The 23,825-nt window shown below is 63.8% G+C and carries 21 protein-coding genes; 12 read left to right on the forward strand and 9 right to left on the reverse strand.

Annotated features, from left to right (window positions below; genetic code table 11):
* Nucleotides 1-243 precede the first annotated feature (243 nt).
* Together M1P90_RS27380 and M1P90_RS27385 are read left to right on the forward strand one after the other, a co-directional pair.
* Nucleotides 244-1,233: a ribose-phosphate diphosphokinase gene (locus tag M1P90_RS27380; RefSeq protein ID WP_483698815.1), complete on the forward strand. Its 990-nt coding sequence runs from the start codon at nucleotides 244-246 to the stop codon at nucleotides 1,231-1,233.
* A gap of 296 nt (nucleotides 1,234-1,529) precedes the next feature.
* Entirely contained in the window at nucleotides 1,530-3,122 is a 1,593-nt protein-coding gene (locus tag M1P90_RS27385; protein WP_483698817.1) for a helix-turn-helix domain-containing protein, read from the forward strand.
* A 159-nt stretch (nucleotides 3,123-3,281) separates the two neighbouring features.
* Here M1P90_RS27385 and pheT read toward each other — a convergent pair whose 3' ends face one another.
* The 7 genes from pheT to infC form a co-directional block, all read right to left on the reverse strand.
* Nucleotides 3,282-5,816, reverse strand: a complete 2,535-nt coding sequence (gene pheT / locus M1P90_RS27390; protein ID WP_483698818.1) for a phenylalanine--tRNA ligase subunit beta — start codon at nucleotides 5,814-5,816, stop codon at nucleotides 3,282-3,284.
* 33 nt (nucleotides 5,817-5,849) lie between these two features.
* A complete protein-coding gene (locus tag M1P90_RS27395) occupies nucleotides 5,850-7,754 on the reverse strand; it encodes a glycosyltransferase family 39 protein (RefSeq protein ID WP_483698821.1) in 1,905 nt (634 codons plus the stop codon).
* A gap of 50 nt (nucleotides 7,755-7,804) precedes the next feature.
* Nucleotides 7,805-8,851 (reverse strand): phenylalanine--tRNA ligase subunit alpha, encoded by a 1,047-nt coding sequence (pheS, locus tag M1P90_RS27400; RefSeq protein WP_483698823.1) that lies wholly within the window; start codon nucleotides 8,849-8,851, stop codon nucleotides 7,805-7,807.
* 443 nt (nucleotides 8,852-9,294) lie between these two features.
* Nucleotides 9,295-10,083 carry a TrmH family RNA methyltransferase gene (locus tag M1P90_RS27405; protein ID WP_483698825.1) on the reverse strand — a complete coding sequence of 263 codons (789 nt, stop codon included), beginning with the start codon at nucleotides 10,081-10,083 and terminating at the stop codon, nucleotides 9,295-9,297.
* The gene (gene rplT / locus M1P90_RS27410; protein WP_483698827.1) at nucleotides 10,080-10,433 is read right to left on the reverse strand and encodes a 50S ribosomal protein L20; all 354 of its coding nucleotides are present in this window, start codon (nucleotides 10,431-10,433) and stop codon (nucleotides 10,080-10,082) included. The genes M1P90_RS27405 and rplT overlap by 4 nt, the downstream gene beginning before the upstream one ends.
* A 73-nt stretch (nucleotides 10,434-10,506) precedes the next feature.
* Nucleotides 10,507-10,719, reverse strand: a complete 213-nt coding sequence (gene rpmI / locus M1P90_RS27415) for a 50S ribosomal protein L35 (RefSeq protein ID WP_483698828.1) — start codon at nucleotides 10,717-10,719, stop codon at nucleotides 10,507-10,509.
* 3 nt (nucleotides 10,720-10,722) lie between these two features.
* Nucleotides 10,723-11,349, reverse strand: a complete 627-nt coding sequence (gene infC, locus M1P90_RS27420; RefSeq protein WP_483698830.1) for a translation initiation factor IF-3 — start codon at nucleotides 11,347-11,349, stop codon at nucleotides 10,723-10,725.
* Between the two features lie 303 nt (nucleotides 11,350-11,652).
* Between infC and groES the strand changes: the two genes are divergently transcribed.
* Together groES and groL are read left to right on the forward strand one after the other, a co-directional pair.
* Nucleotides 11,653-11,958, forward strand: a complete 306-nt coding sequence (gene groES / locus M1P90_RS27425; protein WP_483698832.1) for a co-chaperone GroES — start codon at nucleotides 11,653-11,655, stop codon at nucleotides 11,956-11,958.
* Nucleotides 11,959-12,051: 93 nt separating this feature from the next.
* Complete coding sequence (gene groL, locus M1P90_RS27430; RefSeq protein WP_483698833.1) at nucleotides 12,052-13,683, forward strand: chaperonin GroEL; 1,632 nt, start codon at nucleotides 12,052-12,054, stop codon at nucleotides 13,681-13,683.
* A 32-nt stretch (nucleotides 13,684-13,715) separates the two neighbouring features.
* Here groL and M1P90_RS27435 read toward each other — a convergent pair whose 3' ends face one another.
* Nucleotides 13,716-14,009, reverse strand: a complete 294-nt coding sequence (locus tag M1P90_RS27435) for a hypothetical protein (protein WP_483698834.1) — start codon at nucleotides 14,007-14,009, stop codon at nucleotides 13,716-13,718.
* A gap of 246 nt (nucleotides 14,010-14,255) precedes the next feature.
* On the opposite strand from M1P90_RS27435, the gene M1P90_RS27440 reads away from it, so the two are divergent.
* From M1P90_RS27440 to M1P90_RS27470, 7 genes are all read left to right on the forward strand, one after another.
* Entirely contained in the window at nucleotides 14,256-15,254 is a 999-nt protein-coding gene (locus M1P90_RS27440; protein WP_483698835.1) for a Gfo/Idh/MocA family protein, read from the forward strand.
* 85 nt (nucleotides 15,255-15,339) lie between these two features.
* Nucleotides 15,340-16,173: a sugar phosphate isomerase/epimerase family protein gene (locus M1P90_RS27445; RefSeq protein WP_483698836.1), complete on the forward strand. Its 834-nt coding sequence runs from the start codon at nucleotides 15,340-15,342 to the stop codon at nucleotides 16,171-16,173.
* Nucleotides 16,174-16,395: 222 nt separating this feature from the next.
* Nucleotides 16,396-17,340 (forward strand): class I SAM-dependent methyltransferase, encoded by a 945-nt coding sequence (locus tag M1P90_RS27450; protein ID WP_483698837.1) that lies wholly within the window; start codon nucleotides 16,396-16,398, stop codon nucleotides 17,338-17,340.
* A gap of 158 nt (nucleotides 17,341-17,498) precedes the next feature.
* Nucleotides 17,499-18,005: a 3-isopropylmalate dehydratase small subunit gene (locus M1P90_RS27455; protein ID WP_483698839.1), complete on the forward strand. Its 507-nt coding sequence runs from the start codon at nucleotides 17,499-17,501 to the stop codon at nucleotides 18,003-18,005.
* Between the two features lie 9 nt (nucleotides 18,006-18,014).
* Nucleotides 18,015-18,893 carry a sulfotransferase domain-containing protein gene (locus tag M1P90_RS27460; RefSeq protein WP_483698840.1) on the forward strand — a complete coding sequence of 293 codons (879 nt, stop codon included), beginning with the start codon at nucleotides 18,015-18,017 and terminating at the stop codon, nucleotides 18,891-18,893.
* Nucleotides 18,877-20,124, forward strand: coding sequence for a class I SAM-dependent RNA methyltransferase (locus M1P90_RS27465; protein WP_483698841.1), 1,248 nt, complete (start codon nucleotides 18,877-18,879; stop codon nucleotides 20,122-20,124). Before M1P90_RS27460 ends, M1P90_RS27465 begins: the two co-directional genes overlap by 17 nt.
* A 529-nt stretch (nucleotides 20,125-20,653) precedes the next feature.
* The gene (locus M1P90_RS27470) at nucleotides 20,654-21,424 is read left to right on the forward strand and encodes a PadR family transcriptional regulator (protein ID WP_483698842.1); all 771 of its coding nucleotides are present in this window, start codon (nucleotides 20,654-20,656) and stop codon (nucleotides 21,422-21,424) included.
* 153 nt (nucleotides 21,425-21,577) lie between these two features.
* On the opposite strand, the gene M1P90_RS27475 is transcribed toward M1P90_RS27470, so the two are convergent.
* A complete protein-coding gene (locus M1P90_RS27475) occupies nucleotides 21,578-23,089 on the reverse strand; it encodes a phenylacetate--CoA ligase family protein (protein WP_483698843.1) in 1,512 nt (503 codons plus the stop codon).
* Nucleotides 23,090-23,456: 367 nt separating this feature from the next.
* On the opposite strand from M1P90_RS27475, the gene M1P90_RS27480 reads away from it, so the two are divergent.
* Nucleotides 23,457-23,759: a hypothetical protein gene (locus tag M1P90_RS27480; protein ID WP_483698844.1), complete on the forward strand. Its 303-nt coding sequence runs from the start codon at nucleotides 23,457-23,459 to the stop codon at nucleotides 23,757-23,759.
* The last annotated feature ends 66 nt before the right edge of the window (nucleotides 23,760-23,825 follow it).

Genomic DNA, 23,825 nt, shown 5'->3' on the forward strand with positions numbered 1-23,825 from the left:
ATCTAACCCACAGATGACGCAGATTCCGCGTTGCGCATCCCAATCCCTAACCCCCATACCCCAACCCCTGCGCGTTCACGCGCACGAGATCGCATTTGACAACACCTCGCTTGTATGGTTCCATGAAGCACCCAAGCGGGGCAGCGTTCTGGCCATGACCGCCAAACCAGGCTCGTCCGGTGTGGCGTGCGCGTGATTCGGCCATGGAACGCGGTACAGACACCAACCTATTCCGGAGACAGCATGAGCAGCCGCTTCGACGAACTTCGCATTTTTACCGGGAATGCCAACCCCGACCTCGCCCTCTCGATCTGTGATCGCCTCGGCATCCCCAAGGGTGACATGATCGTCACCTCATTCTCGAACGAGAACATTTTTGTCCGCATCAACGAGAGCATCCGCGAAAAAGACGTGTTTGTGGTGCAGTCGCTGGGCCTGCCGCTGAGCGACCGGATCATGGAATTGCTGATCATGCTCGACGCGTGCAAGCGCGCCGCGGCTGGTCGCATCACCGCCGTGATCCCGTACTACGCCTATGGCCGCACCGACAAGCGCGACCAGCCGCGCGTGCCAATCACGGCGCGCCTGCTGGCCGACATGATCCAGGTGGCAGGCGCGCACCAGGTGATGACGCTCGATCTGCATGCCGGCCAGATTCAGGGCTTCTTCAACGTGCCGGTCGATGAGCTGAGCGCGGTGCACCTGCTGGTGCGCCACTTTGTCGAGCGCAACTGGAACGACATGGTCGTGGTGTCGCCCGACCTGGGCTTTGCCAAGCGCGCCCGCAATTTTGCCGAGCAGCTTGGCGCGCCGCTGGCAATTGTTGAGAAACGCCGCATTCAGCAGCTTAACAATGGCGACGAGCCGCAATCGCGGGTGGAGGCGCGCACCCTGATTGGCGATGTGGCCGGCAAACGCTGCATCCTGGTGGACGACGAAATTCTGACCGGCGGCTCGATGATCGAGGCCGCCGATCTGCTGATGGCGCATGGCGCGCGCGAGGTGTATGCCGCCGCCGTGCACGCCGTGCTGGCCGGCAACGCGCTGGAGCGCCTGTCGCACAGCGCGATCTGCGAGCTGGTGACGACCGATAGCCTGGCGCAGCCGGGCGCGGCCAACTCGTCGTTTCTGCGCGTGCTCTCGGTTGCGCCGCTGCTGGCCGAAGTGATTCAGCGCATCCACAGCGGCGTGTCGATCGATACGATTTTCCGGCGGCGCAACCCGGCCTTTTAGCGCGGCGCGACTGGCGTGATGGGCATGGGGCCGGGCGCGACGCCAGCTTCGATTGTTCATAGCATTTTCTAAAACCGATATTCTTTACAGAAGGATGTATAGAACGTTTACCACCAAGACACCAAGACACCAAGATACGAAGGGTTTGAGTATACTCTTGGTGCCTTGGTGTCTTGGTGGTTATTTGGAAGGTATTGTTTCTATTTCCTGAGCTCATTTTGACGACTGACCACCGACGACGTCTACGTGGTCGGTCGTCGGCCGTCGGTTGTCGCTCGTTGAAGACGCATACGCCTATGGAATTTCCCCGCCTTAGCAGCGCCGAGCTGGTGACAAACTTCGGCAACGACCAAGCTGCGCTGCGGCGCTACCGCATCCTAGCGGCGCTGCTGCGCGAGGGCCGGCCAGTGGGCGAGGTTGCCCGCACCTTTGGCATCAGCCGCGAAAGCATTCGCCGCCTGCGCCAGAGCTTTGCCCGCGAGGGCATGGCCGGGCTGCAAAGCCGCAAGCGCGGGGGCGGCCACCTCGCCAGCGAAAGCCCGCTGATTGTCGCCATTCGCCAGGAGCTGCGCGGCGAGCCGGGCATGGCCGCGCCCCAGCTGTGGCGGCGCGTGCAGGCGCACCTGCGCGAACAGGGCGAACAGGCGCCGCGCAGCACCTTCTACCGCTTGCTCGCCCAGCTCCGCAGCGACGACGACGCGGACGACGCCGCGCGCGCGCCCATTCGCATGCTGCGCGACGCCCTCGACGACCTGATCGAAGACCCGCCGCTGGCGCTTGGGCGCGGCGAGCTGGCCACGCTGCTGCTGCCCGACGAGCGCGACCCGCTGCTGCGCGGGCGGCGCATGCGCGAGGCGCTGCGCGCGGCAATTGCGCACCTGCGCCCGGCCGAGGCTGGCCCGGTGCTCGACGACCTGCGCTGGCGGCACTACCTAATCATTGCCGGCGAGTATGAGACGGGCGAGGACCGCGCGACGCTGCAGGACGCGCTGGCACTGAGCACCAGCACCTACAGCCGCGCCAAACGCGAGGCGCTTGAGCGCATGGTGGTGCTGCTGCCCGCCGCGCTGGGCGAGCTTCCCGCCGCAACCCCGCCCGAAACGCTGGTCGCGCCGCCCGCGCCGCCCACCGATTTCGACTACGAGGCCGAGCTTGAGCAGTACATGGCGCGCCTGCGCCGTGGCGGGCTGGCGCTGATCTGGGGGCCGGCGGGCGTGGGGAAGATCGCGCTGGCGGCCACGCTGGCGGCGCGCCTGCAAGCGCGCGGGCAAAAGGTCATCTGGCACACATGCCGCCCGCCCGATATCGAAACGAATGCCGGCCAGCGCCTGCTGCTGACGCTGGCGGCGGGCCTGGCGCTGGAAGGACGCGGTGAGCTGTGGCAGGCGCTGACTGGCAGCGAAGCGCTGCCGCTGACGCAGCGCCTGGGTCTGCTGGAAGCGGGATTGACCGACCGCCGCTGGACGGTGGTTGTGGCCGAAAGCCAGTGGCTGAGCGGCGACGAGGCCAGCCGCGTGCTGGATGTGCTGACGGCAGCGCAGGAGCGCCGCGACATCCGCCTTGGGCTGGTTGGGCGGCACCTGCCCTCGTGGGCCGACGCCGAGCGCTGGCCGGCGCTGCCCTTCCCCAGCGACGCGATTGCGCGGCGCGTGTTCCTGAGCCGCATCGCCGCCGCGCCGGCTGGCGCGCAGCAACCGGCTAAAACCCCATCTGGCGCGCTGCGCGAACGCGTGCGCGAGCTGCTGGCCGCGCTGCCGCCCGAGCTGCTTGGCGAACTGCCACCCGAGCAGCTTGCTAATCTCCTGCTGATTGTGCGCCCGGTCGAAGACCTGGCCGATCAGATTCGCGCCGCGCTGCGCCCGCCCGCCGACGAGACGAACAACGAATGACGAAGGACGAAGATCGCTCGATCTTTCGTCCTTCATCATTTTGTCCAAAACCCCTGCGCTGACAGCGCCTTAGTGCAATTTCAAACGACCGGTGTAGATTTCGGTTGTGCTCATTCAGCATCTGTGTGCGCCTCAGCACAATCGTAAATCAAAAATGCACTAGCCGCGAATTGCCGCCTTCACGTCGTATTCCAGCCCGCGCACAATCTTGGCGCGCACTTTGTTCACGTCGGCGTCGCTGAGCGTGCGATTGGCCGCGCGGAAGGTCAGCCGGTAGGCCAGGCTGCGCTTGCCCTCGCCCACCTGCGGCCCAGCGTACACATCGAACAGCTCCAGCGCCTCCAGGTCGCCGCCAGCATATTTGCGAATCGCCGCCGCCACCTGCTCGGCTGGCACATCCAGGCCCACCACCATCGCCAGGTCCTGCGTCGTCGCGGGGAAGCGCGAGATCGCCTTGTAGACGGTCGGCTGCGCCAGCGCAATCAAGCGCTCAAGATCAAGCTCGGCCGCCAGCACGCGCGGCAAATCGATCTCCAGGCGCTCGCGGGCGGCGGGGTGCAGCTCGCCCAGCACGCCCAGCGACTCGCCAGGGGCGTCGCTGGCCTGCTTGCCCTTGCCGGTTGGGCGCAGCTCCAGCCGCGCGGCGCGGCCCGGGTGGAAGCGCGGGTCGTTGGTGAGTGGCGCGAAACGCACCTGCTCGGTCAGGTTCAGGCGCGCCAGCAGCGTTTCGACAATGCCCTTGAGGTCGAAGAAATCCATCAGCTCGGGCTTGGGCGCGTGCCACGAGCGCTGCTCGCGCTCACCGGCCAGCGCCAGCGTCAGCACGCGCGGCTGGTCGGGCAGCACCTGGCTGTCGTGCTTCAGGTAGATGCGGCCAATCTCGAACAGGAGCACGCGCTCTTTTTCGCGCAGGTTGTTTGCCAGCGCCTCCAGCAGTGTCGGCAGGCCCGAGCGGCGCAGGTATTCGCGCTCAGGCGTGATTGGGTTGGCGAGCTTGAGGAACTGCGCAGCCTCGGCGCCCGCCGGGTCGAGCTTCGCCACCGCCGCCATGTTCGTCAGCGAATAGGTGATCGCCTCGTCCAGCCCCGCGCCCACCAGCACGTCGCGCACCTTTTCCTCCAGCTCCAGCGATGGGTTGGCAGCCTGTTCGGGCAGGTCGTCGGCCAGGTGTGTGGTGGGAATACGGTCGTAGCCATACATACGCGCCACTTCCTCGCACAGATCGGCCAGAATGGTCACGTCCTGCCGGAAGCTCGGCACCGTCACGCGCACCGCCGCGCCATCACCCACCACCTCGCAGCCAAAGCCAAGCGGGCGCAGCAGCGCGGCAATGTCGTCGGCGCTGAGCGTGATGCCCAGAATGCGCGCAACCTCGCGCGGCGTCAGGTCGAGCACGGGCGATGCCCAGGGCCGCGCATACTCGTCGATCTGGCCCTGCGCGATCGTGCCGCCCGCCACCTGCTGCATAAGCTGGAGCGCCCGCCGCTGCGCCAGTGGCGCGATCTCGATATCCACGCCGCGCTCAAAGCGCCGCGACGCCTCGGAGGGCAGCTTGAAGCCGCGCGCCATTTTGCGGATGATCGTCGGCTCCCAGTTCGCCGCCTCGATCAGCACGCGCGTGGTCGTTTCGCTCACTTCGGTGGCCGCGCCGCCCATCACGCCCGCCACGCCGCCGTTCGGGCCGGCTGCGTCGCACACCAGCAGTGCGGGCAGGTTGGTGCCCGGCACCGGGTAGACCTCGTGCTGCTTGCCATCCAGCGTGGTGATGCGCTCGCCCGGTTTCGCCTGACGGATGATCAAGTGCTGATCGGCAACTTTGTCGAAGTCGTAGGTGTGGTTCGGCTGGCCCAGCTCGAGCATCACGTAGTTCGACACGTCGACGATGTTGTAGATCGGGCGCATGCCGGCCAGCGTCAGGCGGCGCTGCATCCACAGCGGCGATGGGCCGATTGTCACGCCTTCGATCAGCGTGGCGCTGAAGCGCGGGCACAGGTCGGGTTCCTCAACGCTGATCTGCACGCGCCCGTCGATACTTGGGCCAGTCGCTTCATACTGCATGTCGGGAATGTGCAGCTCCGCGCCGGTCAGGGCGGCGATCTCGCGCGCCGCGCCGAGGATCGAAAGCGCGCGCGCCGTGTTGGGCAGAATGTCGATCTCGATCACTTCGTCGCCCAGGTAGTCGCGCAGCGGCGTGCCAACCGGCGCGTCGTCGGGCAGGATGATAATGCCTTCGTGCTCGTCGGACATGCCCAGCTCTTTTTCTGAGCAAAGCATGGCGTCGGACATCACGCCGCGCACCGGCCGGCCCTTGAGCTTGACCTTGACCTGACCCTCGGCGTGGCCGTCGTACAGCTCGGCGCCTTCCTTGGCGTACACGCCCTTAAGCGGGTGCGGCAGCCGGCCCAGCCCACGATACTGGAACAGGTTTGGCGCGCCAGTGACGACGGTGTGCGGCTCGGCCGCGCCATAGTCGACATCCGCGAGCACCAGGCGGTCGGCGTTGGGGTGCTGGCGCACTTCCAGAATATTGCCCACCAGAATCTTGTCGGGGTCCCAGGGCAGCTCCGCGCCGGGCACGCCAACCCGCGTGATCTCGGCCACTTCCAGCCCCGAGAGCGTCAGCTTTTCGGCCAGCTGCTCGGTGGGCATGGAAATATCGACAAACTCTTTCAGCCACGAAAGCGGTAGTTTCATACGTCCTCCTGTTGCGGCAAGCAGGCCCGCCGCCTACTCAACCCGCAGTTTTGTCACCAGATGGTGATCGCCTTGCAGCCGGCCGCCCTGGCTAAACACCCCGGCGCGGTCGCCAGTCGCTTGGTCGAACAGCCCGATGCGCAAGCGATAGTCGCCGGGCGGCAGGCCCGCTGGAATGTTGAGCGTGTGCGTGTCGCGCACCCAGTCGCCCGCCACCCACTGTGTCATCGGGAAAGCGCCGCCCAATGGTGGGCTATTGTCTTCGGCCACGATTTCGTCGTTTGCGTCGACAAGATGCACAAACACGATCCAGTCACGATCCTGCCGGCCGCGCGCGTGCCACATCAGCGTGAGCGTCGCCGGCTGGCCTGCGTGGAGCGGCTGCGCAGCCTGCCAGCCAAGCAGCTCCACGCCGGGGTCGCCATCTTTGCCCAGCCGCGCATAGGTTGGCTCGCCACGCTGCGCCTGCGCGGCATTTTCAGGCAATGTGTAAAGGGTATATGCCGGGCGGATCGCGCCGAATGGCAGCCAGAGCGCGATGCAGAGCCAGCAACCAAAAACCAGGAACTGCAAAATGTTCTGCCATCTGCCGCTTTCTGCGCTTTGTTCGCCGTTCAGCCAGGATGCAAGACCGAGCGCCAGCAGGATCGCAATCGCAGGCAGCGCGGGGAAGATCAGCCGCCCCTGCCACGCTACCAGCCCGGCCGTCAGCGCAAAACTCAGCACCCACACGAGCGCGAGAAGCGGTAATGCCATAATCGGCCATAATCGCGCCAGACGAAGGGCGAGGGACCGAGAACGAAGGGTTGCTTCTTCGTCGTTCGTCTTTCGTCGTTGGTCGAAATACCGTGCCCACCCCACCAGCGCCGCCGCTTCAAGCAGCGTGAAAAACGCAATCACCCACGCCGGCGCGGGCACATTCATCCAGCCAAAGCGCGCCCAGAACGAATTATGCAGCTGCGCCAGCGCGCCAAGCCATGCGGCCGGGCTGCGTGGATCAAACGCCTGCGTGGTGAATTCGGACTGAAACAGCGCCAGCCCGAATGGGTCGCCATACAGCTGCACATTGCGCCAGAACCACCAGCCGCTTACCAGCAGCGCCGCCGCGCCACAGGCCGCCAGCGCGCCGAATGCCCGCGTCGTGCCGGTTCGCCAGCCCGCCAGCAGCACCGCGCCAGCGCCAATCGGCACCAGCAGCACCGCGCTTTGTTTGGTGAGCAGCGCCAGCCCAAGCAGCGCGCCCATCGCCAGCGCATAGCCGAACAGTCCGCCCGCCGCGCGCCGCCGCAGCGCCAGCCACAGTACCGCCGCGCTCAGGGCCGCCAGCAGCGCGTCGTTCGTTACCAGCGCGCTGGTGAACAGAAACTGCGGGTTGAAGGCCACCAGCGCGGCCGCCAGCAGCGCGATTTGCGATTTTCGATTTTCGATTTTCGATTGAGCATTCGGTTCCAATCGTAAATCGTCAATCGTAAATCGTAAATCTAGCGCCCGCGCTGCGCCATACGTCAGCACCACCGTCGCCGCGCCGCACAGCACCGACACAAGCCGCATCAGGTGCCAGGCCAGCGTCGCGCCGCCCCAGGGCCAGAACTCGCGGCTACCGTGCGCGACGGCATTGACTTCGCTGCCGCCCGCCCAGGTGAAGCGCGCATTGCCCGGCTGATCGAGCGCGCGCTCGTCGTGCGGCAGCCAGGCCGCCAGCGGCGCGGCCAGCGCGTAGGCCAGCGGCGGCTGGTGCCCTTCGCCCGGAACCTCGCCCGCCCGCTGGTCGGGCAGCCGCGCCTCGCGCGCCAGGAAGAACGCAAACGCCGCGTGCCCCGGCTCGTCTGGCCCTTCGCCCAGCGGCACAAGCGCGCTGTAGAGCGCGGCCAGCACCACAAACGCTACGACGAGCAGCGCGAATGTTGAGTTTTGAATGCTGAGTCTTGAATTATTCATTGCTGGCCTATCGTCACAATTCAAAACTCAAAACTTAAAACTCAAAACTTCTAGCCAAACTGCTGCAAGAAGCGCTCGTCGCCGCTGAAGAACCAGCGGATGTCGTCGATGCCATATTTCAGGATGCCAATGCGCTCGGGGCCGAAGCCGCCCGCGAAGCCGCTGAACTCGGCCGGGTCGTAGCCGCCGTTGCGCAGCACGTTCGGGTGCACCATGCCGCAGCCGCCGATCTCCAGCCAGCCCGTGTACTTGCAGATCCGGCAGCCCTCGCCCTTGCAGAGGAAGCAGGTCACATCCAGCTCGGCGCTTGGCTCGGTGAACGGGAAGTAGCTCGGGCGCAGGCGCACGCTGGTGCCTTTGCCGAAAAGCCGCTCGGCCATGCCGTGGAGCGTGCCCTTCAGGTCGCCCATCGTCACATTGCGCCCCACCATCAGGAATTCGAACTGGTGGAACATCATCTCCGAGCGCGCAGTCACCTGCTCCATGCGGTAGCACTTGCCGGGCAGCAGCACGCGCACCGGCTCGGGCGCGTAGCGGCGCATGGCGTGGATCTGGCCGGGCGAGGTGTGCGTGCGCAGCACCACCGGCGGCGAGCCGGCCGGCGTATCCAGGTAGAACGTATCCTGCATGTCGCGCGCCGGGTGGTCGGGCGGGAAGTTCAGCAGCCCGAAGTTGAACTCGTCGGTCTCGACCTCGGGGCTGTCCCACACCTGGAAGCCCATCTCGGCGAAGGTCTCGATCACATTGCGAATGACGATCGTGCTCGGGTGCAGCCGCCCCACCGACGGCGCGCGGCCGGGCATGGTCACGTCGATCTGGTCGGCTTCCAGCTCGTCCATCTGCGCGGCGCGCTTCAGGCTGGCCTCGGCCGCGCCAAACGACTCTTCGAGGTGCTGGCGCACGGCGTTGAATTTTGCGCCAACATCGCGGCGCTGCTCGGGCGGCACGCTGCCCAGGCCCTTGCTCATGCGCGTCAGCGCACCCTGCTTTCCCAGGTAGGCGCTCTTCCACTCGTTCAGCTCGGCGCTGTTGGCGGCGCCAGTGAGCGCTCGCAGCGCCTGGGCTTCCAGCTCGGTCAGCTCGTCGATCATTGCCATACTGTATCCTCCTGTCCCGGTGGCCGGAGCTGCCGGAAAACAAAAAGCCACGCACTCGCCAGGGACGAGGCGTGACCCGTGGTACCACCCTGTTTCGGCCTGCCACGCAGCGCGCGGCCAAGCCCTTGGGCCCGATATCGGCGGGCGACCGGAGGCGACTACTTGCTCGGAGTTATGAGGGCTGAGCGTTGAGTTTTGAATTACCGTGCGTAACTCAAAACTTACAATTCAACATTCACAACTCGGAAGGGTTCACCGCTCGGCTCGGAAGGGAACTTCGGCGAGGTTTCACGGCGGTGGCTCACAGCCTCTGGCCACCACTCTCTGATCGTTGCCGCCCGCGTACTCGCTTCGTCACAGCCTTTATATACGTTTTACGTGTTGAGTGCTAAATGTCGAATGAGCCTGATAGCTCAACATTCAAAATCGAGCACTCAAAACTTCTAGCTTCGCCCCAGCATCCGCTGGCGCTGGGCCTCGAAAAGAATGATACTGCCCGCAACGGCCGCATTCAGCGACTCAGCGCGCCCGCGCATTGGGATGCCAACCAGCTTGCGCGCCAGCGCCCGCGCGTCGTCGCTCAGGCCGTGCGCCTCGTTGCCAATGATCAGCGCCGCCGGCTGCCGCCAGTCGGCCGCGTAGTAGGGCATATTCGCCCCTGCGTCGGCCGCATACACATGATCCACGAATTCCAGGCGCTCGCCAACCTGCTCCCAGCTGAGATCCTGCTCCATCGCCAGGCGGAAGTGCGCGCCCATTGCGGCCCGCACAACCTTGGGACTGAACAGGTCGGCCGCGCCTTTCAGACACAGCAGCTCGGCCACGACCACAGCCTCGGCGCTGCGCAGCAGCGTGCCCAGGTTGCCGGGGTCCTGAATCGCGTCAAGCACCAGCACGATGCCGGGCGTTCCCGGCTCGACCTGCGGCCAGCGCGCCAGCGCCACCACGCCCTGCGGCTGCACCGTATCGGCGGCGGCGGCCACGACCGCTGGAGTGGCGGGCTGTGCCCAGCGCTGGCCTTCGAGCTGCTGAAGCAGCGCGCGGCCGGCCTCGGTTTGCTCAAGCTGCTCGGACGCATACAGCGCCAGCTCGGGCGGGCCAGCATGAGCCAGCGCATCGGCCACTAGCCGCACCCCTTCAAGCACAAACAACCGCTCGCGGCGCCGATCCTTGCGGTCGGCGGCCAGCGAGCGGAAGTGTTTTACGTGGGGGTTAGCCAGGCTTTCGATCATCCCGCGCGCTGGATCTGCTCCACAATGCTGGTAAAGCCAGCCGGGTCGCGCACGGCCATGTCGGCCAGGATCTTGCGATCAATATTGATGCCGGCGAGCTTCATGCCGTTGATCAGGCGGCTATAGGAAATGCCGTTCAGGCGCGCAGCCGCGTTGATGCGGATGATCCACAGGCGGCGGAAATCGCGCTTCTTGTTGCGGCGGTCGCGGTAGGCGTACGACAGCGCCTTGAGCACCGTCTGCCGCGCGACGCGAATGCGCCGGCTGCGGCTGCCCTGGTAGCCGGAAGCTTCTTTCAGCAGTTTGTTGTGGCGCTTGCGCACCATTACGCCACGTTTGACACGAGCCATGGTTTGGTTTTCTCTTTCGTTACTTACGTGCCGTTTCGCAGATAACGCTCGACGGCGAACGGGTTACTGTGGCCTAGCGGCCGTGTTTTGCGCCATAGGGCAGCGCGTGCGTGAGCTTGCGCTTGTTGCCCTTGAACAGCGGTTTCAGCTTATCGAGCTGCTGCAGCAGGCGGCCGGCTTTGCGGCGGCGGAAGTGGCCCTTGCGCCCCTGCGACTGCACAAGCTTGCCGGTGCCAGTGAAGCGGAAGCGCTTCGCGGCGCCCTTGTGCGTTTTCATCTTCGGCATGAACTATTCCTCTTCGTCTGTATCGTCCGTGTCGTCGTCGATATCTTCGTCGTCGTCAAGGTCGTCGTCGGGCTCGGATGGCGCTGGCGCGGCTGGCGTACCAGCCCCCGGCGCCTGTGCTGCGCGCTGAGCCTGAGCGAGTTGCTTGTCGCGCTGGGCCTTGGCCTTGGCGTTCGGCGCCAGCAACAACGAGAGCGCGCGACCTTCCATCAGGGGTTTTTGCTCGACTGTCGCGACATCGCGCAGTTCTTCAGCCATCTGCTCGAGCATCTCGCGCCCGATATCAGGATGAAAGATCTCGCGACCGCGGAACCGCACCGTAAATTTGACTTTGTCGCCGCCAAGCAAGAACTTCCGCGCCTGCTTGGCCTTTACCTCAAGATCGTGATCATCGGTTTTTGGCTTCAGGCGGACTTCTTTAAGCTCGGCTTGTTTTTGATTCTTGCGCGCCTCGCGGTCCTTCTTGGTCTGCTCGTAGCGGAACTTTCCATAGTCCACAATACGGCATACCGGTGGAACTGCGTTTGGCGCAACTTCCATCAAATCCAGCCCGCGTTGCTCGGCTAGCATCAGCGCTTCACGCAGCGCGACAATCCCAAGCTGGGCACCTTCTTCATCGATCAGGCGCACCTGCGGGGCACGAATGCGGTTATTTACGCGAAACCGATCTCTAATAGCGGGGCTCCTTCTGGTTACCTTGAAACACAACAAACGCGCCCGCCACCGGGTAGGGGGCGAGGGCAGGCCGTAGTATAGCATCCCGATGCTGTTTCGTCAACCTTTGCAGACTCGGGCGAAGAGTGCTAAAATCCCCCTTGACAAAATTTCAGCCATTGGGTAGTATAGTGGCGCTTAGCACTCTCCACCTGTGAGTGCTAAGCGCCGATAGTTTTCTGTGGCAAGCAAACACGCAAGCCTAAGGAGGTATAGCGAATGGCAGCCGATTTTCGCATTCGGCCGCTGGGCGACCGGGTTGTGGTCAAGCCAGCGGAGCGCGAGGAAAAGACCAAGGGCGGCATCTTCCTGCCCGACACCGCCAGCAAAGAGCGCCCCATGGAAGGCACCATCCTGGCCGTGGGTGAGGGCCGGCTGGACGACAATGGCAAGCGCGTGCCGATGAACGTGCAGAGTGGCGACAAGGTTCTGTTCGCCAAGTACAGCGGCACCGAGTACAAGATCGACGATGTCGAATACCTGATCCTTAGCGAAAAAGATATTCTGGGCATCATCCAGGAGTAGTCCGAGCTTAGGGGTCAGAAATCAGAATGGTGCGAACAGCGCTCTGACGACTGACGAACGACTTCTTTTGTATTAGGAGGAAATCTAAGGGATATGCCGAAGCAGCTATATTTCAACGAAGAGGCCCGGCGCGCGCTCAAGCGTGGCGTCGATGTCGTGGCCGATGCCGTCAAGACGACGCTTGGCCCGCGCGGCCGCAACGTCGCCATCGACAAGAAGTTCGGCGCGCCGACCGTCACCCACGACGGTGTCACCGTCGCCAAAGAGATCGAGCTCAAGGACCCGTTTGAGAACATGGGTGCCCGCCTGCTCGTCGAGGTCGCTACCAAGACCAACGACGTTGCCGGCGACGGCACCACCACCGCCACCGTGCTGGCCCAGGCCATTGTGACCGAGGGCTTGAAGGTTGTGGCCGCTGGTGCCAACCCCATGCTGATCAAGCGCGGCCTCGACAAGGGCGCCGAAGCGCTGGTCAACGAGCTGAAGAGCCTGGCCAAGCCGGTGCGCGACCGCGCCGACATTGCACACGTTGCCACGATTTCCGCCGCCGACCCTGAGATTGGCGACCTGATCGCCGAGGTGATGGAGAAGGTTGGCAAGGACGGCGTCATTACCGTCGAGGAAAGCAAGGGCATCGCCTTCGAGAAAGAATACACCGAGGGCATGCAGATCGACCGTGGCTACATCTCGGCCTACTTCGCCACCAACCAGGAGCGCATGGAAGCCGAGCTGGACGACCCCTACATCCTGATCACCGACAAGAAAATCTCGGCCATCAACGAGATCCTGCCGGTGCTGGAGAAGGTGCTGCAGGTCACCAAGAACGTCGTGATCATTGCCGAGGACGTCGACGGCGAGGCGCTGGCGACCCTGGTGGTGAACCGCCTGCGCGGCACGATCAACGCCCTGGCCGTGAAGGCCCCGGGCTTTGGCGACCGCCGCAAGGCCATGCTGCAGGACATTGCCATCCTGACCGGCGGCACGGTGATCTCGGAAGAGATTGGCCGCAAGCTCGACAGCGCGACGCTGGAAGACCTGGGCCGCGCCCGCAAGGTGGTGGCTGACAAGGACAACACGACCTTTGTCGAGGGCCACGGCGACGAGACGGGCATCCGCGCCCGCATCGAGCAGATCCGCTCGCAGATCGAGACGACCACCAGCGACTTCGACCGCGAGAAGCTGCAGGAGCGCCTGGCCAAGCTGGCCGGTGGCGTGGCGGTGCTCAAGGTCGGTGGTGCCACCGAGCCCGAGCTGAAGGAAAAGAAGCACCGCGTCGAGGACGCCCTGTCGACGGCGCGCGCTGCCGTTGAGGAAGGTATCGTCCCGGGCGGCGGCGTGGCGCTGATCAACGCGCTCGGTGCGCTCGACGGTGTCAAGACCAACAACGACGACGAGCGCTTTGGCGTGCAGATCCTGCGCCGCGCGCTCGAGGAGCCGATGCGCACCCTGGCCCGCAACGCTGGCGAGGATGGCTCGGTGATCATCGACACCGTGCGCCGCACCCAGAAGGAGAAGGGCTCGTCCTACGGCTACAACGTCCTCAGCGGCGAGTTTGGCGACATGCTCGAGCAGGGCGTGGTCGACCCGGTGAAGGTGACCCGCTCGGCGGTGCAGAACGCGGTTTCGATCGCGGGCCTGCTGCTGACCACCGAGGCGCTGATCACCGACATCCCCGAAGACAAGCCGGCTCCGCCTATGCCGGGCGGCGGCGGGATGGACTTCTAGTTTCGCGCAAGCGAACGATGCCGAGGCGGGGGCTATGTGCCCCCGCCTTTGCTGTTGGCGCGAATGAGCGATATCGAACTTACGCAGTTTGCGTTCATTGGCATCACCCAGCCTTTTACCCGACGCTGTGTTTTCGCCTGCGGCAGCAAGGTAGAAACAATCAATTTTGTGTGCGATTTTTCCGCGCGTAGCGCGGAAAAATCGCACACAAAGAAAAAATTGAGCACCGCAGCCCAAAAGGCGTATGCCCACATCCATCTCATGATGGAGGGGTGATCATTCGCCGCGCCGATGTTTCGTGGCACGCAACCTGCTTTAATAATCATCAGAAATTGATGATCGTGGCGGTCATCGAAAACGGTGAAATTGGCCCCAACCGAAAACCTGCACGCCGCCCTCCTAAACCTCACGGCTGCCGAAAGGCAGCCGTTTCTGCGTGCTACGACGGCAGAATACAGCGGCGGCCGAGCGCGACTGGAGCGCGAATGCAGCTATTTGCAGGCACAAACGACCGGTGCTACAATCCTCGGCGCCTCGCTTTACTGTAAGCTGCTAGCTTGATCGGAGCAACCATGGACCGAGTGCGTCTAGGTATGATTGGCTGTGGCGGAATGGCGCGCCATCACGGGCACATTTTCACCAAAAGTGTCCCCGAGGCCGAGATCGTCGCGTTGGTCGAGCCGGATGCGCGCAACCTCGCGCGCTTTGTTTCCGAGATTTTCCCCAATGGGCCGGCGCCCGCCACCTTCGACGACCACCGCACGATGCTGGCCGAAGTGCCACTCGACGGCGTGGTGATCGTGAGTCCGCACGCATACCACTTTCAGCAGGCGACCGACGCGCTCAACGCCGGCTGCCACGTGCTGCTCGAGAAGCCAATGGTCATTCGCACCGAGGATGCGCAAACGCTGATCGCCCACGCCGAGTCGGTCGATAAGGTTGTCTCGGTCGCGTTCCCCGGCCCGTTCACCTGCGAGTTCCAGTACATCCGCAACCTGATCGCGAGCGGCGAGCTTGGCGAGATCTATATGATCACGGGCGTGTGCGCGCAAGACTGGCTGGCGAATGTCGGCGGCACCTGGCGCACCACGCTGGCGCTTTCTGGCGGCGGCAATTTATACGACAGCGGCGCGCATATGTTCAACGCCATGCTCTACCTGACCGGCCTCGCAGCAACCGAGATTTTCGCGTTTGTCGAAAACAAGGAGCAGGAGGTTGATGTGGTTGGCACGGTGGCGATGCGCTTTACCAAAGGCGCGCTCGGCAGCGCGGCGGTGAGTGGCGCGACCACCGTGTTCGAGCAGGGCATGTACATTCATGGCACCAAGGGCTCGGTGAAATGCAGCATCTACGGTGGCAGCATGGACGTCTGGGTTGGCTCCAAAAAGGTCAAGTACCCGGTTGTGCCAGAAACCACGACCTTGCAGCAAAACTTCATCGACTGCATTCGCGGCCGCGCGACCACGCCCAGCCCGGCCTTGCTCGGCCTGCGGCAGGCACGCCTGATGGACGCGCTCTATGAGTCGGCGCGCACGGGGCGGCCCGTACAGGTGGTGGCCGACGAAGCGTAAGTGTTGAGTGCTACGTTTTGAGTTTTAAGGTGCATCTGCTTCAACTCAAAACTCAACACTGAGAATGTGAAAAGGGGACTTTTCTATGCACGTAGGAATTCTCACCGCTCCACTGCGCACGCGACCGCTGGCCGAGCTAATTCCGTGGGCCGCGCAGCAGGGCATTCGTGCGCTGGAAATAGACGTGCGGCCCGGTTCGCACCTCGACGCGCAGACGGTTAGCGACTCGGCAGTTGACGAATTGCGCGGCCTGCTCGATCAGCATGGGGTCAGCATTTCGAGCCTGGCGTGCTACGCCAATATGACGGGTGTCACCGAGGAGCAGGCGCGCTCGGGGCATGAATCGATTGTGGCCGCGATTGCGCTGGGACAGCGGCTCGGCGTTGACACAGTCTGTACGCTGGCTGGCTTTCCCGCCAGCGGCAAAAACCGCGCCCAAACCATCGCCGCCGATCTGGCGGGGGTATTTCGGCCCTTGCTCGACCTGGCCGGGCAAAGCGGCGTGCGCCTGGCGCTGGAAAACTGGTACGCCACCAACATCCAGCACCTCGACCACTGGCGCGCGGTGTTCGAGCAGCTGCCCGACGCGCACTTCGGCCTGAACTTCGACCCATCGCACCTCGACTGGCAGGGCATCGACGTGAACGCGGCGGTGCATGAGTTCAAAGATCGCATCTTTCACGTGCACGCCAAAGACGTCTCGGTCGACCTGGCCAAGCTCAAGCGCGTTGGCTACAATGGCGACGGCTGGTGGCGCTACACCTTGCCGGGCTATGGCCGCATTCTGTGGGGCGATTTCATCACCACGCTGCGCGATATCGGCTACGACGGCGTGCTGTCGATTGAACACGAAGATCGTGCATTTCCGGCCGAGGAAGGCTTCAGCAAGGCCGCGCGCTACCTGAACAGCCTGGTTTAGCATCGCTCTACGGACGAAAAAGAACCTTTGCCACGAAGACTCGAAGAGTGTAAGAAATCAATCTTCGAGTCTTCGTGCTTTTGTGGCCATTCAAAACTATTGGCTCTCCTGCATGATCAAGAAGGCGATTCGGAAATTGGGGAAGAGTGTCAGCATTGCAATCACCAATCCCTATTCCCTATCCCCCAACCCCCGCGCTGAAAGCGCACCAGTGTGGTGACAATGAGCATTGACGAACTCTACCAGCGCTACCGGGCCAGCGGCTACGCCGCCACTGCTCACGCACAAGCTGTGCACGCCGACGAGTTGTTCTATCTGGCGGTGCTGGCATTTGGCGAAAATGCGCTCGCAGATGCCGCCCGCTTTGCCGCAGCAGCCGCTGCGCGTGAGCCAGATGGTTTGCTCTACGGGGCGGCGGCGACCTACCTTGCGCGGCTGGAACGCGCTGGCAAATCGAGCGTGTATCTTTCGCCGGAAGGATTCGGCGCGTTTGTTCGCGCGGGTGGGAACGTGCCGCTGTACGCAGCCACCAGCGCCGCGCTGCGGAACGTGTACGCCCGCACTGGCGCGCAGCGCCTGCTCGATATTGGCGTGGGCGATGGGCTGGCGCTGCTGCCCGCATTAACTGACGGCATCACAGAACTTGATCTGATCGAGCCTTCGGCTGCGATGCTGGCCAGCACCTGCCAGCAGCTCGACGAGCGTGGGCGGCAGTACCGCGCCTTCAATGGCACCTTGCAGGAGTTTGCCGCGCAAAGCACAGGCAGCTGGGACATTGCCGAGGCAACATTCAGCCTGCAATCGCTCATGCCCGAGGAGCGCGCCCCCATGCTGGCCTGGCTGCGGGCGCGCTGCCAGCGCATGCTGATTGCCGAGTTCGATGCGCCGGAATTTGCCGAGCAGTTCGCGCCCGCGCGGGTTCGCTATGTGGCGGAACACTTCGAGCGAGGGCTGGCCGAATACCCTGAGAACCGCGAGCTTGTGGCGCAGGGCTTCCTGATGCCGGTGATGTTTGGCTACTTCGACCGCACGGCCGCGCGCACAAACTACGAGCAGCCGATTGCCGCGTGGGCCGGGCAGCTGCGCGCTGCGGGCTTTGCGCAAGTGACGACCACCGAGCTGTACCCCTACTGGTGGGCGCCGGCCTACCTGATCGAGGCGTGGTAGAGCTGGCGTATCCACAGATGAGCCACAGAGAGCACGGAGATCACTGGGTAGGGTAATCAGAACTCGGTGTGCTCGGTGTTCTCTGTGGCTTAATCATTCTGTTTTGCTGGCGAATTTGGTGTACAATCTATAATTCGTACAAAAGCGCTGGGAAAGCCATGGTACTGTACGGAAACACGCACCGCGTTGGCGACAACGTAAGCACCAACGAGATTATTGCGCCCGCGCTGCACAGCGCCGACGACCCAGCCGCGCTGGCGGCGCACTGCCTGGAGGCGCGTGACCCGGCGATTGCCGAGGCCGCGCGCGAAGGCGACATACTGCTGGCGGGCAGCAACTTCGGGCGTGGCGATACGCCCGAGCCAGCGGTGCTGGCCCTGCAGGCGGCCGGCTTTGCGGTGGTTGTCGCCGCCAGCGCCGACGCGGCGTTTGTGGCAACGGCCGCCGAATATGGCTTGCCTGTGCTCGAAAGCCCAGCCACCTCGGCTATCGCGGCGGGGCATGTTGTGCGGCTGGACCTCGCTGCTGGCACGATCACCGATCGCGACACCGGCGCGCATTTTTCCACCACCCCCTGCACACCCGAGCTGGTGGCAGCCGTGCGCCGGGCGCAACTGCTCGTGCGCATGCGCCGCGTGGTTGAAGAAGAAGGCTTTGATGGCTGAGCTGCCCGAATGATTGACCCAACTGCAATGCCGCGTGGGCTGCGGCGCGCAATCAAGCCGGCGGTGTATGGCTACCGCAGCCTGACATCCGGCCTGCGTCTGCTGCCCGATTTTTTGATTGTTGGAGCGCAGCGCGCCGGCACGACCTACCTGTACAACAACCTGGCCGCGCACCCGTGCGTAGCCCCGGCGCTGACCAAAGAAGTGCATTTTTTCGATGTGTGGTTTGGGCGCGGGCTCGGCTGGTATCGCCAGTTTTTCCCGCTGCGCGCCCAGCGCGCCCTGTGGCGGCTGCGGGGGCGTCCCCTGCTGGCGGGCGAGGCCAGCCCCTACTACCTGTTTCACCCGCACGCGCCGCGCCGCGCCGCCACAACCCTGCCAAACGCCCGGCTGATTGCCCTGCTGCGCAACCCGGTCGACCGCGCCTTTTCGCACTATAATCACTCGCGGCGGCGCGGCTTCGAGACGCTGCCGTTTGCCGAGGCGCTGGCGCAGGAAGATGCGCGGCTGGATGGCGAGGCTGAGCGCCTTGAGGCCGACGAGCGGGCGATCAGCGACGCGCACCAGAACTTTTCGTACCGAGCGCGCGGCGTGTATGCCGAGCAGCTTGCGCGCTGGCTCGAATACTTCCCGCGCGAGCAATTGCTGGTGCTGCAATCCGAGCGGTTGTACAGCGACCCGGCTGGCGAGCTGGGGCGCGTGTTTGCGTTTCTGGGCTTGCCTGCGTGGCAGCCCAGGCTGCGCCCCTCGCGCGCGCCTGCCTACAGCGGCATGGACGCTGACACGCGCCGCTCGCTGCACGAATTTTTCGCCCCGCACAATGCGCGCCTGTACGAGCTGCTCGGCACGCGCTACGATTGGGATAAGGACGATGACACAGAACGCTAAAACGCTCACACCCAAGCTGTTTCGCCGCCAGGTGATCGACGCGGCGCGCAATGGCGAAACAACCACGCCGGTCTGTCGGCACGCGCCGCCGCTCGATTTCTGTGGCGGCTGCACCTTTCAGGATCGCAGCTATGCCACGCAGGTGGCGGCCAAGCAGGCGGCGCTGCGCGCGCTATGGCAGAACGACCTGCCAGCCGAGCTGATCGAGGGCATCACGGTGGTTGGCTCGCCCGAGCCCTTCGCCTACCGCACGCGCATGGATTATGTTTCGAGTAAGGGGCGCTTTGGGCTGCGGCGGGGCGGCAAATTCAACTATATTGTCGATCTGCACGAATGCCACCTTGTGCCGCCAGCCGCCTTCCAAGTCGCGCGCGCTGTGTATGAGCACGCCACTGCGCTGGGCCTGCCCGACTACAACCTGCGCTCGCACGAAGGCTTTCTGCGCTACCTGGTGATGCGCCGCAGCCCACAGGATACGCTGCTGCTCGCGCTGGTGACGGCCGCGCCCGATCACGAGGGCGAGCGCGCCGCCGCGATGGAGCAGGTGGCCGCGCACGCGCTGGCGCAGCCGGGGGTGGTTGGCTTCCACTGGCTGGTGAACGACGCCGTCACCGATATTTCCTTTGGCGCGCCAATGCGCCACTGGGGCGCTGACCTGCTGGAAATGCAGGTTGGCGAGCGCACGCTGGCAATCGGGCCGAACACGTTTTTCCAGAATAATGTGCACCTGCTGCTGCCGCTGCTGGACGATGTTCGCTCGGCAGTTGGCAGCTCGCAGGCGGCAGGCACGCGCGTGAACGCCGTCGCGGATTTGTATGGCGGGGTGGGGACGATTGCGCTGCACCTGGCCGCGCATGTCGAGCACATTACTTGCGTGGAGTCGTTTGCGGAGAGCGCGGCACTGGGCGCGCGCAATGTGGTGGCGAACGACGCCGGGAATGTGCGCATGGTTGGCATGGATGTGCTGGAGTGGCTGCGCGAGCAGGCGCCGGGCGCGCTCGACGTGGTGGTGGCCGACCCGCCGCGCGCCGGCATGGGGCCGGATGTGTGCCGCGAGCTGCTGCGCCTGCGCCCGCAACGACTGGTGTATGTATCGTGCAATGCGCTGACGCAGCTGGAAGACGCGCGCGTGCTTGCAGAAGGCTATCGCATCACCGCGCTGCGCGGCTACGACATGTTCCCGCAAACGCCGCATATGGAAGCGCTGGCTGTGTTTGAGCGGATTGGCTAGTACAGCTCGGTAGAATTTCGGCCCTGCCTGCTGAGACGAAAGACGAAGGACGAATGACCACGTTGGCTTCGTCCTTCGTCTTTCGTCTGAACCAGCAACGGATTTCCGAAGCGTCGTATAAGCGCCGAGTGCGGCGCAAAAATACGTATTTTTTCCGATGCGCCAGCCCGTGGCTACGTGTATAGTTGAGAGGTCGTGTTCCCAAATCGCGCGCTTGGAGGGTGCAATGTTGCGCATACTGCTCCGTACGATTGTGAACCCCCGCTTATATGCAATCTGGCTGATCTACGCGGTGGGGCTGGTGGCGCTGGCAGTGATGTTCAGAATGATTGGCCTGTAGACTGAATTGTTTCTTGGTTGGCGAAAATCGGGAGTGCCCGCGTGGCGCTCCCGATTTTTTTGTGCGTGAAAATGTGCGTGCCTAAAATTCGTCCCAAAAAAGTCGAAATTCCCTCTTGACGATATATCGTTATCGTGATATAGTCTGACCTATCACGATATATCGATAATTTCTTATGGAGGTAATTCAATGTTTCGACGACGATTTGACCCACGGCGCGGCCCGTGGCAAGGTGAAGAAGAACAGTCCGAGGATTTCCCGTTCGACATGCCGCCGCATATGCGGTTGCGCTGGGCGCGCAAAATGATGCGCGAAGGCGAGTTCCGCCACGGCCATCATGGCCACCCGATGCATTTCGGGCATCGCGGGCCAGGCGCATGGTTCGCCCCCCACGACGGCGAGCCGTTTGACCGCATGTTTGGGCGTGGCCCGCGTGGCGGCGGCCCCGGTGGTCCGGGCGGGCCTGGCGGGCCGTTCGGCGGGCGGCAGCGCCAGCGGCGCGGCGACATCAAGTACGCCCTGCTGGAGCTGCTGGGCGAGCAGCCGCGCCACGGCTATGAGCTGATCAAAGAGCTGGAGCAGCGCTACGGCGGCTTCTACCGCCCCAGCCCCGGCTCGGTCTACCCGACGCTGCAGCTGCTGGAAGACGAGGGCCACCTCACCAGCGAGACGGTCGAGGGCAAGCGCGTGTATACCATCACCGAGTCGGGCCGCCAGCTCCTGGCCGAGCGCCAGCAGAACCAGCCCGAGCAAGGCCCGCCTTTCGGCTTCCGTGGGCCCGGCCCTGAGCTGGAAGGGCTGCGCCAGACTGGCATGAGCCTGATGGCCAGCGTAATGCAGGCCGCGCTTCACGGCACGGCTGAGCAGAAGCAGGCCGTGATGAAGCTGCTCGACGGCACGCGCCGCGAGATTTATGCCATCCTGTCGCGCGACGAAAAGGACGACACGGCGGGCGAGTAGGCCTTTCCCGTGCGTAACCAAGGCCACCGATTGCATTGCAGTCAGTGGCCTTGGTTCATGTTTATGTGTATGCTCGCACAACTACGCACTACGCACTTATATTTGGCTTTATAGTGCGTAGTGCGTAGTTTGTATGTTGAGCGTGATCCTGCGTTATTCGCTTTTGCGCGTGTAGCGGTGCTTGACGCCCAGCGGGAAATAGTCGGGATCGCCGATTGGGCGCAATGCCACGCGCGGTAGCTGGCGCTCGGCCGGCACATAATGCGCGAACTCGCTATTCAGCCGCCGCAGTTGCGCCACAATCGAATCGGCAATAGCCTGGGCCTTGGCCTCGTCGGCAGCCACGCCCGGCGCAAGCTCCACCGTCACCGCCAGGTAGCGGTTGCGATCTTCGTCCTCACGCGATTCCAGCACGAACTTGCCCGTCACCCACTCGCGAATATCGGGCTGCTCCAGGCCAACCGTCACATTTTCGGGGTAGATGTTTGCGCCGAAATACGAAACCGTGAAATCGGAACGACCGAACACAAACACAAACGGCAGCTCGCGCATGCCCCGCCCGCCGTGCGCTTGCAGCTCGGCGCGTGGGTCGAAACCCTGCTCGGCCAGAAACGCCATCATCTCGGCGAAACGCACCACGCCGCCGGTGTCGAGAATGTTGTAGCGCACCAGCGGCGCGCCATTCTCGCCCGAAAACAGCAGCGACGTACCATCCTTCTCAAAGAAGCGGCTGAGTGGATCGTACTGGGCGAGCGTGGGCAGACGCGACTCGCCAAACAGCGCGCGGGCGGCTTCGGGCGTGGCGGCCAGCCAGCGGCGAATGCAAATCGAGAGGGGTGTTTCGTTGGCCAGCACGCCCGCGTCGGCGGTGCCGTAGAGCGATGCAGAGCTATACAATGCGTCGGGCGAGCCGGCGCGCTCGCCCACCAGGCTGCGCCATTCTTCGCTGAACACCTCGCCGGCCATCACAAACTTCACATGCAGCGGCGCCCAGTCGATGCCGCGCGCAATCCCGCCATCGATCACATCCTTTAGGAAGGGCGGGTAGCCCAGCAGCACCACCTGCTCGAATGCTGGCCCCAGCTCCGTCACCACGCGATATATTTCTTCCTTGTTGTTGCCGGGCGTAATCACCGTGATCGGGTAGCCCTTGCTGTTGAGGTAGCGGCAGCAGCTGGCCGTGAACATGCCGCCGACCCACGTTCCCAGCGTGAAGCAAACAACTGCCAGCGTGCGGCGCTCGTCGGCGCGAAAGCTGTCGTGGAAAATCTGCTCAAAGCGCCGCGTGATCTGTAGCTCATCGGCAATTGTGCGCGGCCAGAATGTTGGCTTGCCGGTGGAGCCAGAAGAAACCGCAATGAAATCGCATCCTTCGAGCGTGCCGTCCCGGCAGAGTTGGGCGAGCGGAAAGCGCGATTGATAATTCTTCTTGTTTACAGGTGGAATGCGCGCAAAGTCATCAGCGCTCTGAATCGTGCCGGGATCGATGCCGTTTTCGGCTAAAAACTGCGCGTAGGCGGGCACCGTGGCAGCAACGGTGTGAAACAGATCGAGTGCTGCCTGCTGCGGGTCGGTGTGCCGGTGGCGGCTGAGGACGGCATCAAGCGCGGTTGCCAGGAAATCCTGCCACGCGTCGAGCGCCTGCTGGCTGCGTTCGTTTTCCATCGCGCTTGCCTCCCTGCTCTGTTTTCTGATACGCGGTTTTGCGCATTGGGTCGGTTCCGAACGCCACAATACTACCACAACCGCCGCCCGCACACGAGCCATGCTGTTGCCGCATCATCTCCGGGCGTAAAGAAACAGTCACGCTGGTCGCCACGCACTCCTTTTATTCTGAACACAACCTGGCTTTGTGTGCCACGGAGAGCCCGGCGGGAGGCTGCCGCGCAACCGTGGCTGAGGGAGAACCACAACCTTGAAATACATTCGCATCGCTTCGCTCGTTCTGCTGCTTGGCGCTCTGGCTGCCTGCAGCCCCCTGGCGCGTGGCCCTGAGACCGTCCAGGTCACACTTTCCGAAATGAAGATCGCCATGTCGAAGACGACATTCGAGGTCGGCGTGCCATACCGATTTTCTGTGACGAACGCTGGCAACGTGCCGCACGAAATGATGCTGATGCCGCCAGCAATGGATGGCAAGACAATGAGCACCATGCCAATGGCTCAGCTCGACACCATGGCCCTGACGCATATTCACGACAGCGACCTCGCGCCCGGCGGGAGCTGGATGGTCGAATACACCTTTACCAAGCAACATGCTGGCACGCTGGAAGTGGCGTGCTACCTGCCCGGCCACTACGATGCTGGTATGTCCCAAACTATCACAGTCGAATAAGCAAGCGCCCAACCATCGCGGGGAAGTTCACGTTCTTCCACCCGCGACGGTTGGGTGCTCGCCGTT

This window comes from Kouleothrix sp. 19917, from assembly GCF_057073505.1.

What these genes read in the sequence shown, in the direction of transcription:
- M1P90_RS27380 (WP_483698815.1), top strand. Translation starts at nt 244, where the DNA reads ATGAGCAGCCGCTTCGACGAACTTCGCATTTTTACCGGGAATGCCAAC.
- M1P90_RS27385 (WP_483698817.1), top strand. Translation starts at nt 1,530, where the DNA reads ATGGAATTTCCCCGCCTTAGCAGCGCCGAGCTGGTGACAAACTTCGGC.
- pheT (WP_483698818.1), bottom strand. Translation starts at nt 5,816, where the DNA reads ATGAAACTACCGCTTTCGTGGCTGAAAGAGTTTGTCGATATTTCCATG.
- M1P90_RS27395 (WP_483698821.1), bottom strand. Translation starts at nt 7,754, where the DNA reads ATGAATAATTCAAGACTCAGCATTCAAAACTCAACATTCGCGCTGCTC.
- pheS (WP_483698823.1), bottom strand. Translation starts at nt 8,851, where the DNA reads ATGGCAATGATCGACGAGCTGACCGAGCTGGAAGCCCAGGCGCTGCGA.
- M1P90_RS27405 (WP_483698825.1), bottom strand. Translation starts at nt 10,083, where the DNA reads ATGATCGAAAGCCTGGCTAACCCCCACGTAAAACACTTCCGCTCGCTG.
- rplT (WP_483698827.1), bottom strand. Translation starts at nt 10,433, where the DNA reads ATGGCTCGTGTCAAACGTGGCGTAATGGTGCGCAAGCGCCACAACAAA.
- rpmI (WP_483698828.1), bottom strand. Translation starts at nt 10,719, where the DNA reads ATGCCGAAGATGAAAACGCACAAGGGCGCCGCGAAGCGCTTCCGCTTC.
- groES (WP_483698832.1), top strand. Translation starts at nt 11,653, where the DNA reads ATGGCAGCCGATTTTCGCATTCGGCCGCTGGGCGACCGGGTTGTGGTC.
- groL (WP_483698833.1), top strand. Translation starts at nt 12,052, where the DNA reads ATGCCGAAGCAGCTATATTTCAACGAAGAGGCCCGGCGCGCGCTCAAG.
- M1P90_RS27435 (WP_483698834.1), bottom strand. Translation starts at nt 14,009, where the DNA reads ATGATTATTAAAGCAGGTTGCGTGCCACGAAACATCGGCGCGGCGAAT.
- M1P90_RS27440 (WP_483698835.1), top strand. Translation starts at nt 14,256, where the DNA reads ATGGACCGAGTGCGTCTAGGTATGATTGGCTGTGGCGGAATGGCGCGC.
- M1P90_RS27445 (WP_483698836.1), top strand. Translation starts at nt 15,340, where the DNA reads ATGCACGTAGGAATTCTCACCGCTCCACTGCGCACGCGACCGCTGGCC.
- M1P90_RS27450 (WP_483698837.1), top strand. Translation starts at nt 16,396, where the DNA reads ATGAGCATTGACGAACTCTACCAGCGCTACCGGGCCAGCGGCTACGCC.
- M1P90_RS27455 (WP_483698839.1), top strand. Translation starts at nt 17,499, where the DNA reads ATGGTACTGTACGGAAACACGCACCGCGTTGGCGACAACGTAAGCACC.
- M1P90_RS27460 (WP_483698840.1), top strand. Translation starts at nt 18,015, where the DNA reads ATGATTGACCCAACTGCAATGCCGCGTGGGCTGCGGCGCGCAATCAAG.
- M1P90_RS27465 (WP_483698841.1), top strand. Translation starts at nt 18,877, where the DNA reads ATGACACAGAACGCTAAAACGCTCACACCCAAGCTGTTTCGCCGCCAG.
- M1P90_RS27470 (WP_483698842.1), top strand. Translation starts at nt 20,654, where the DNA reads ATGTTTCGACGACGATTTGACCCACGGCGCGGCCCGTGGCAAGGTGAA.
- M1P90_RS27475 (WP_483698843.1), bottom strand. Translation starts at nt 23,089, where the DNA reads ATGGAAAACGAACGCAGCCAGCAGGCGCTCGACGCGTGGCAGGATTTC.
- M1P90_RS27480 (WP_483698844.1), top strand. Translation starts at nt 23,457, where the DNA reads ATGTCGAAGACGACATTCGAGGTCGGCGTGCCATACCGATTTTCTGTG.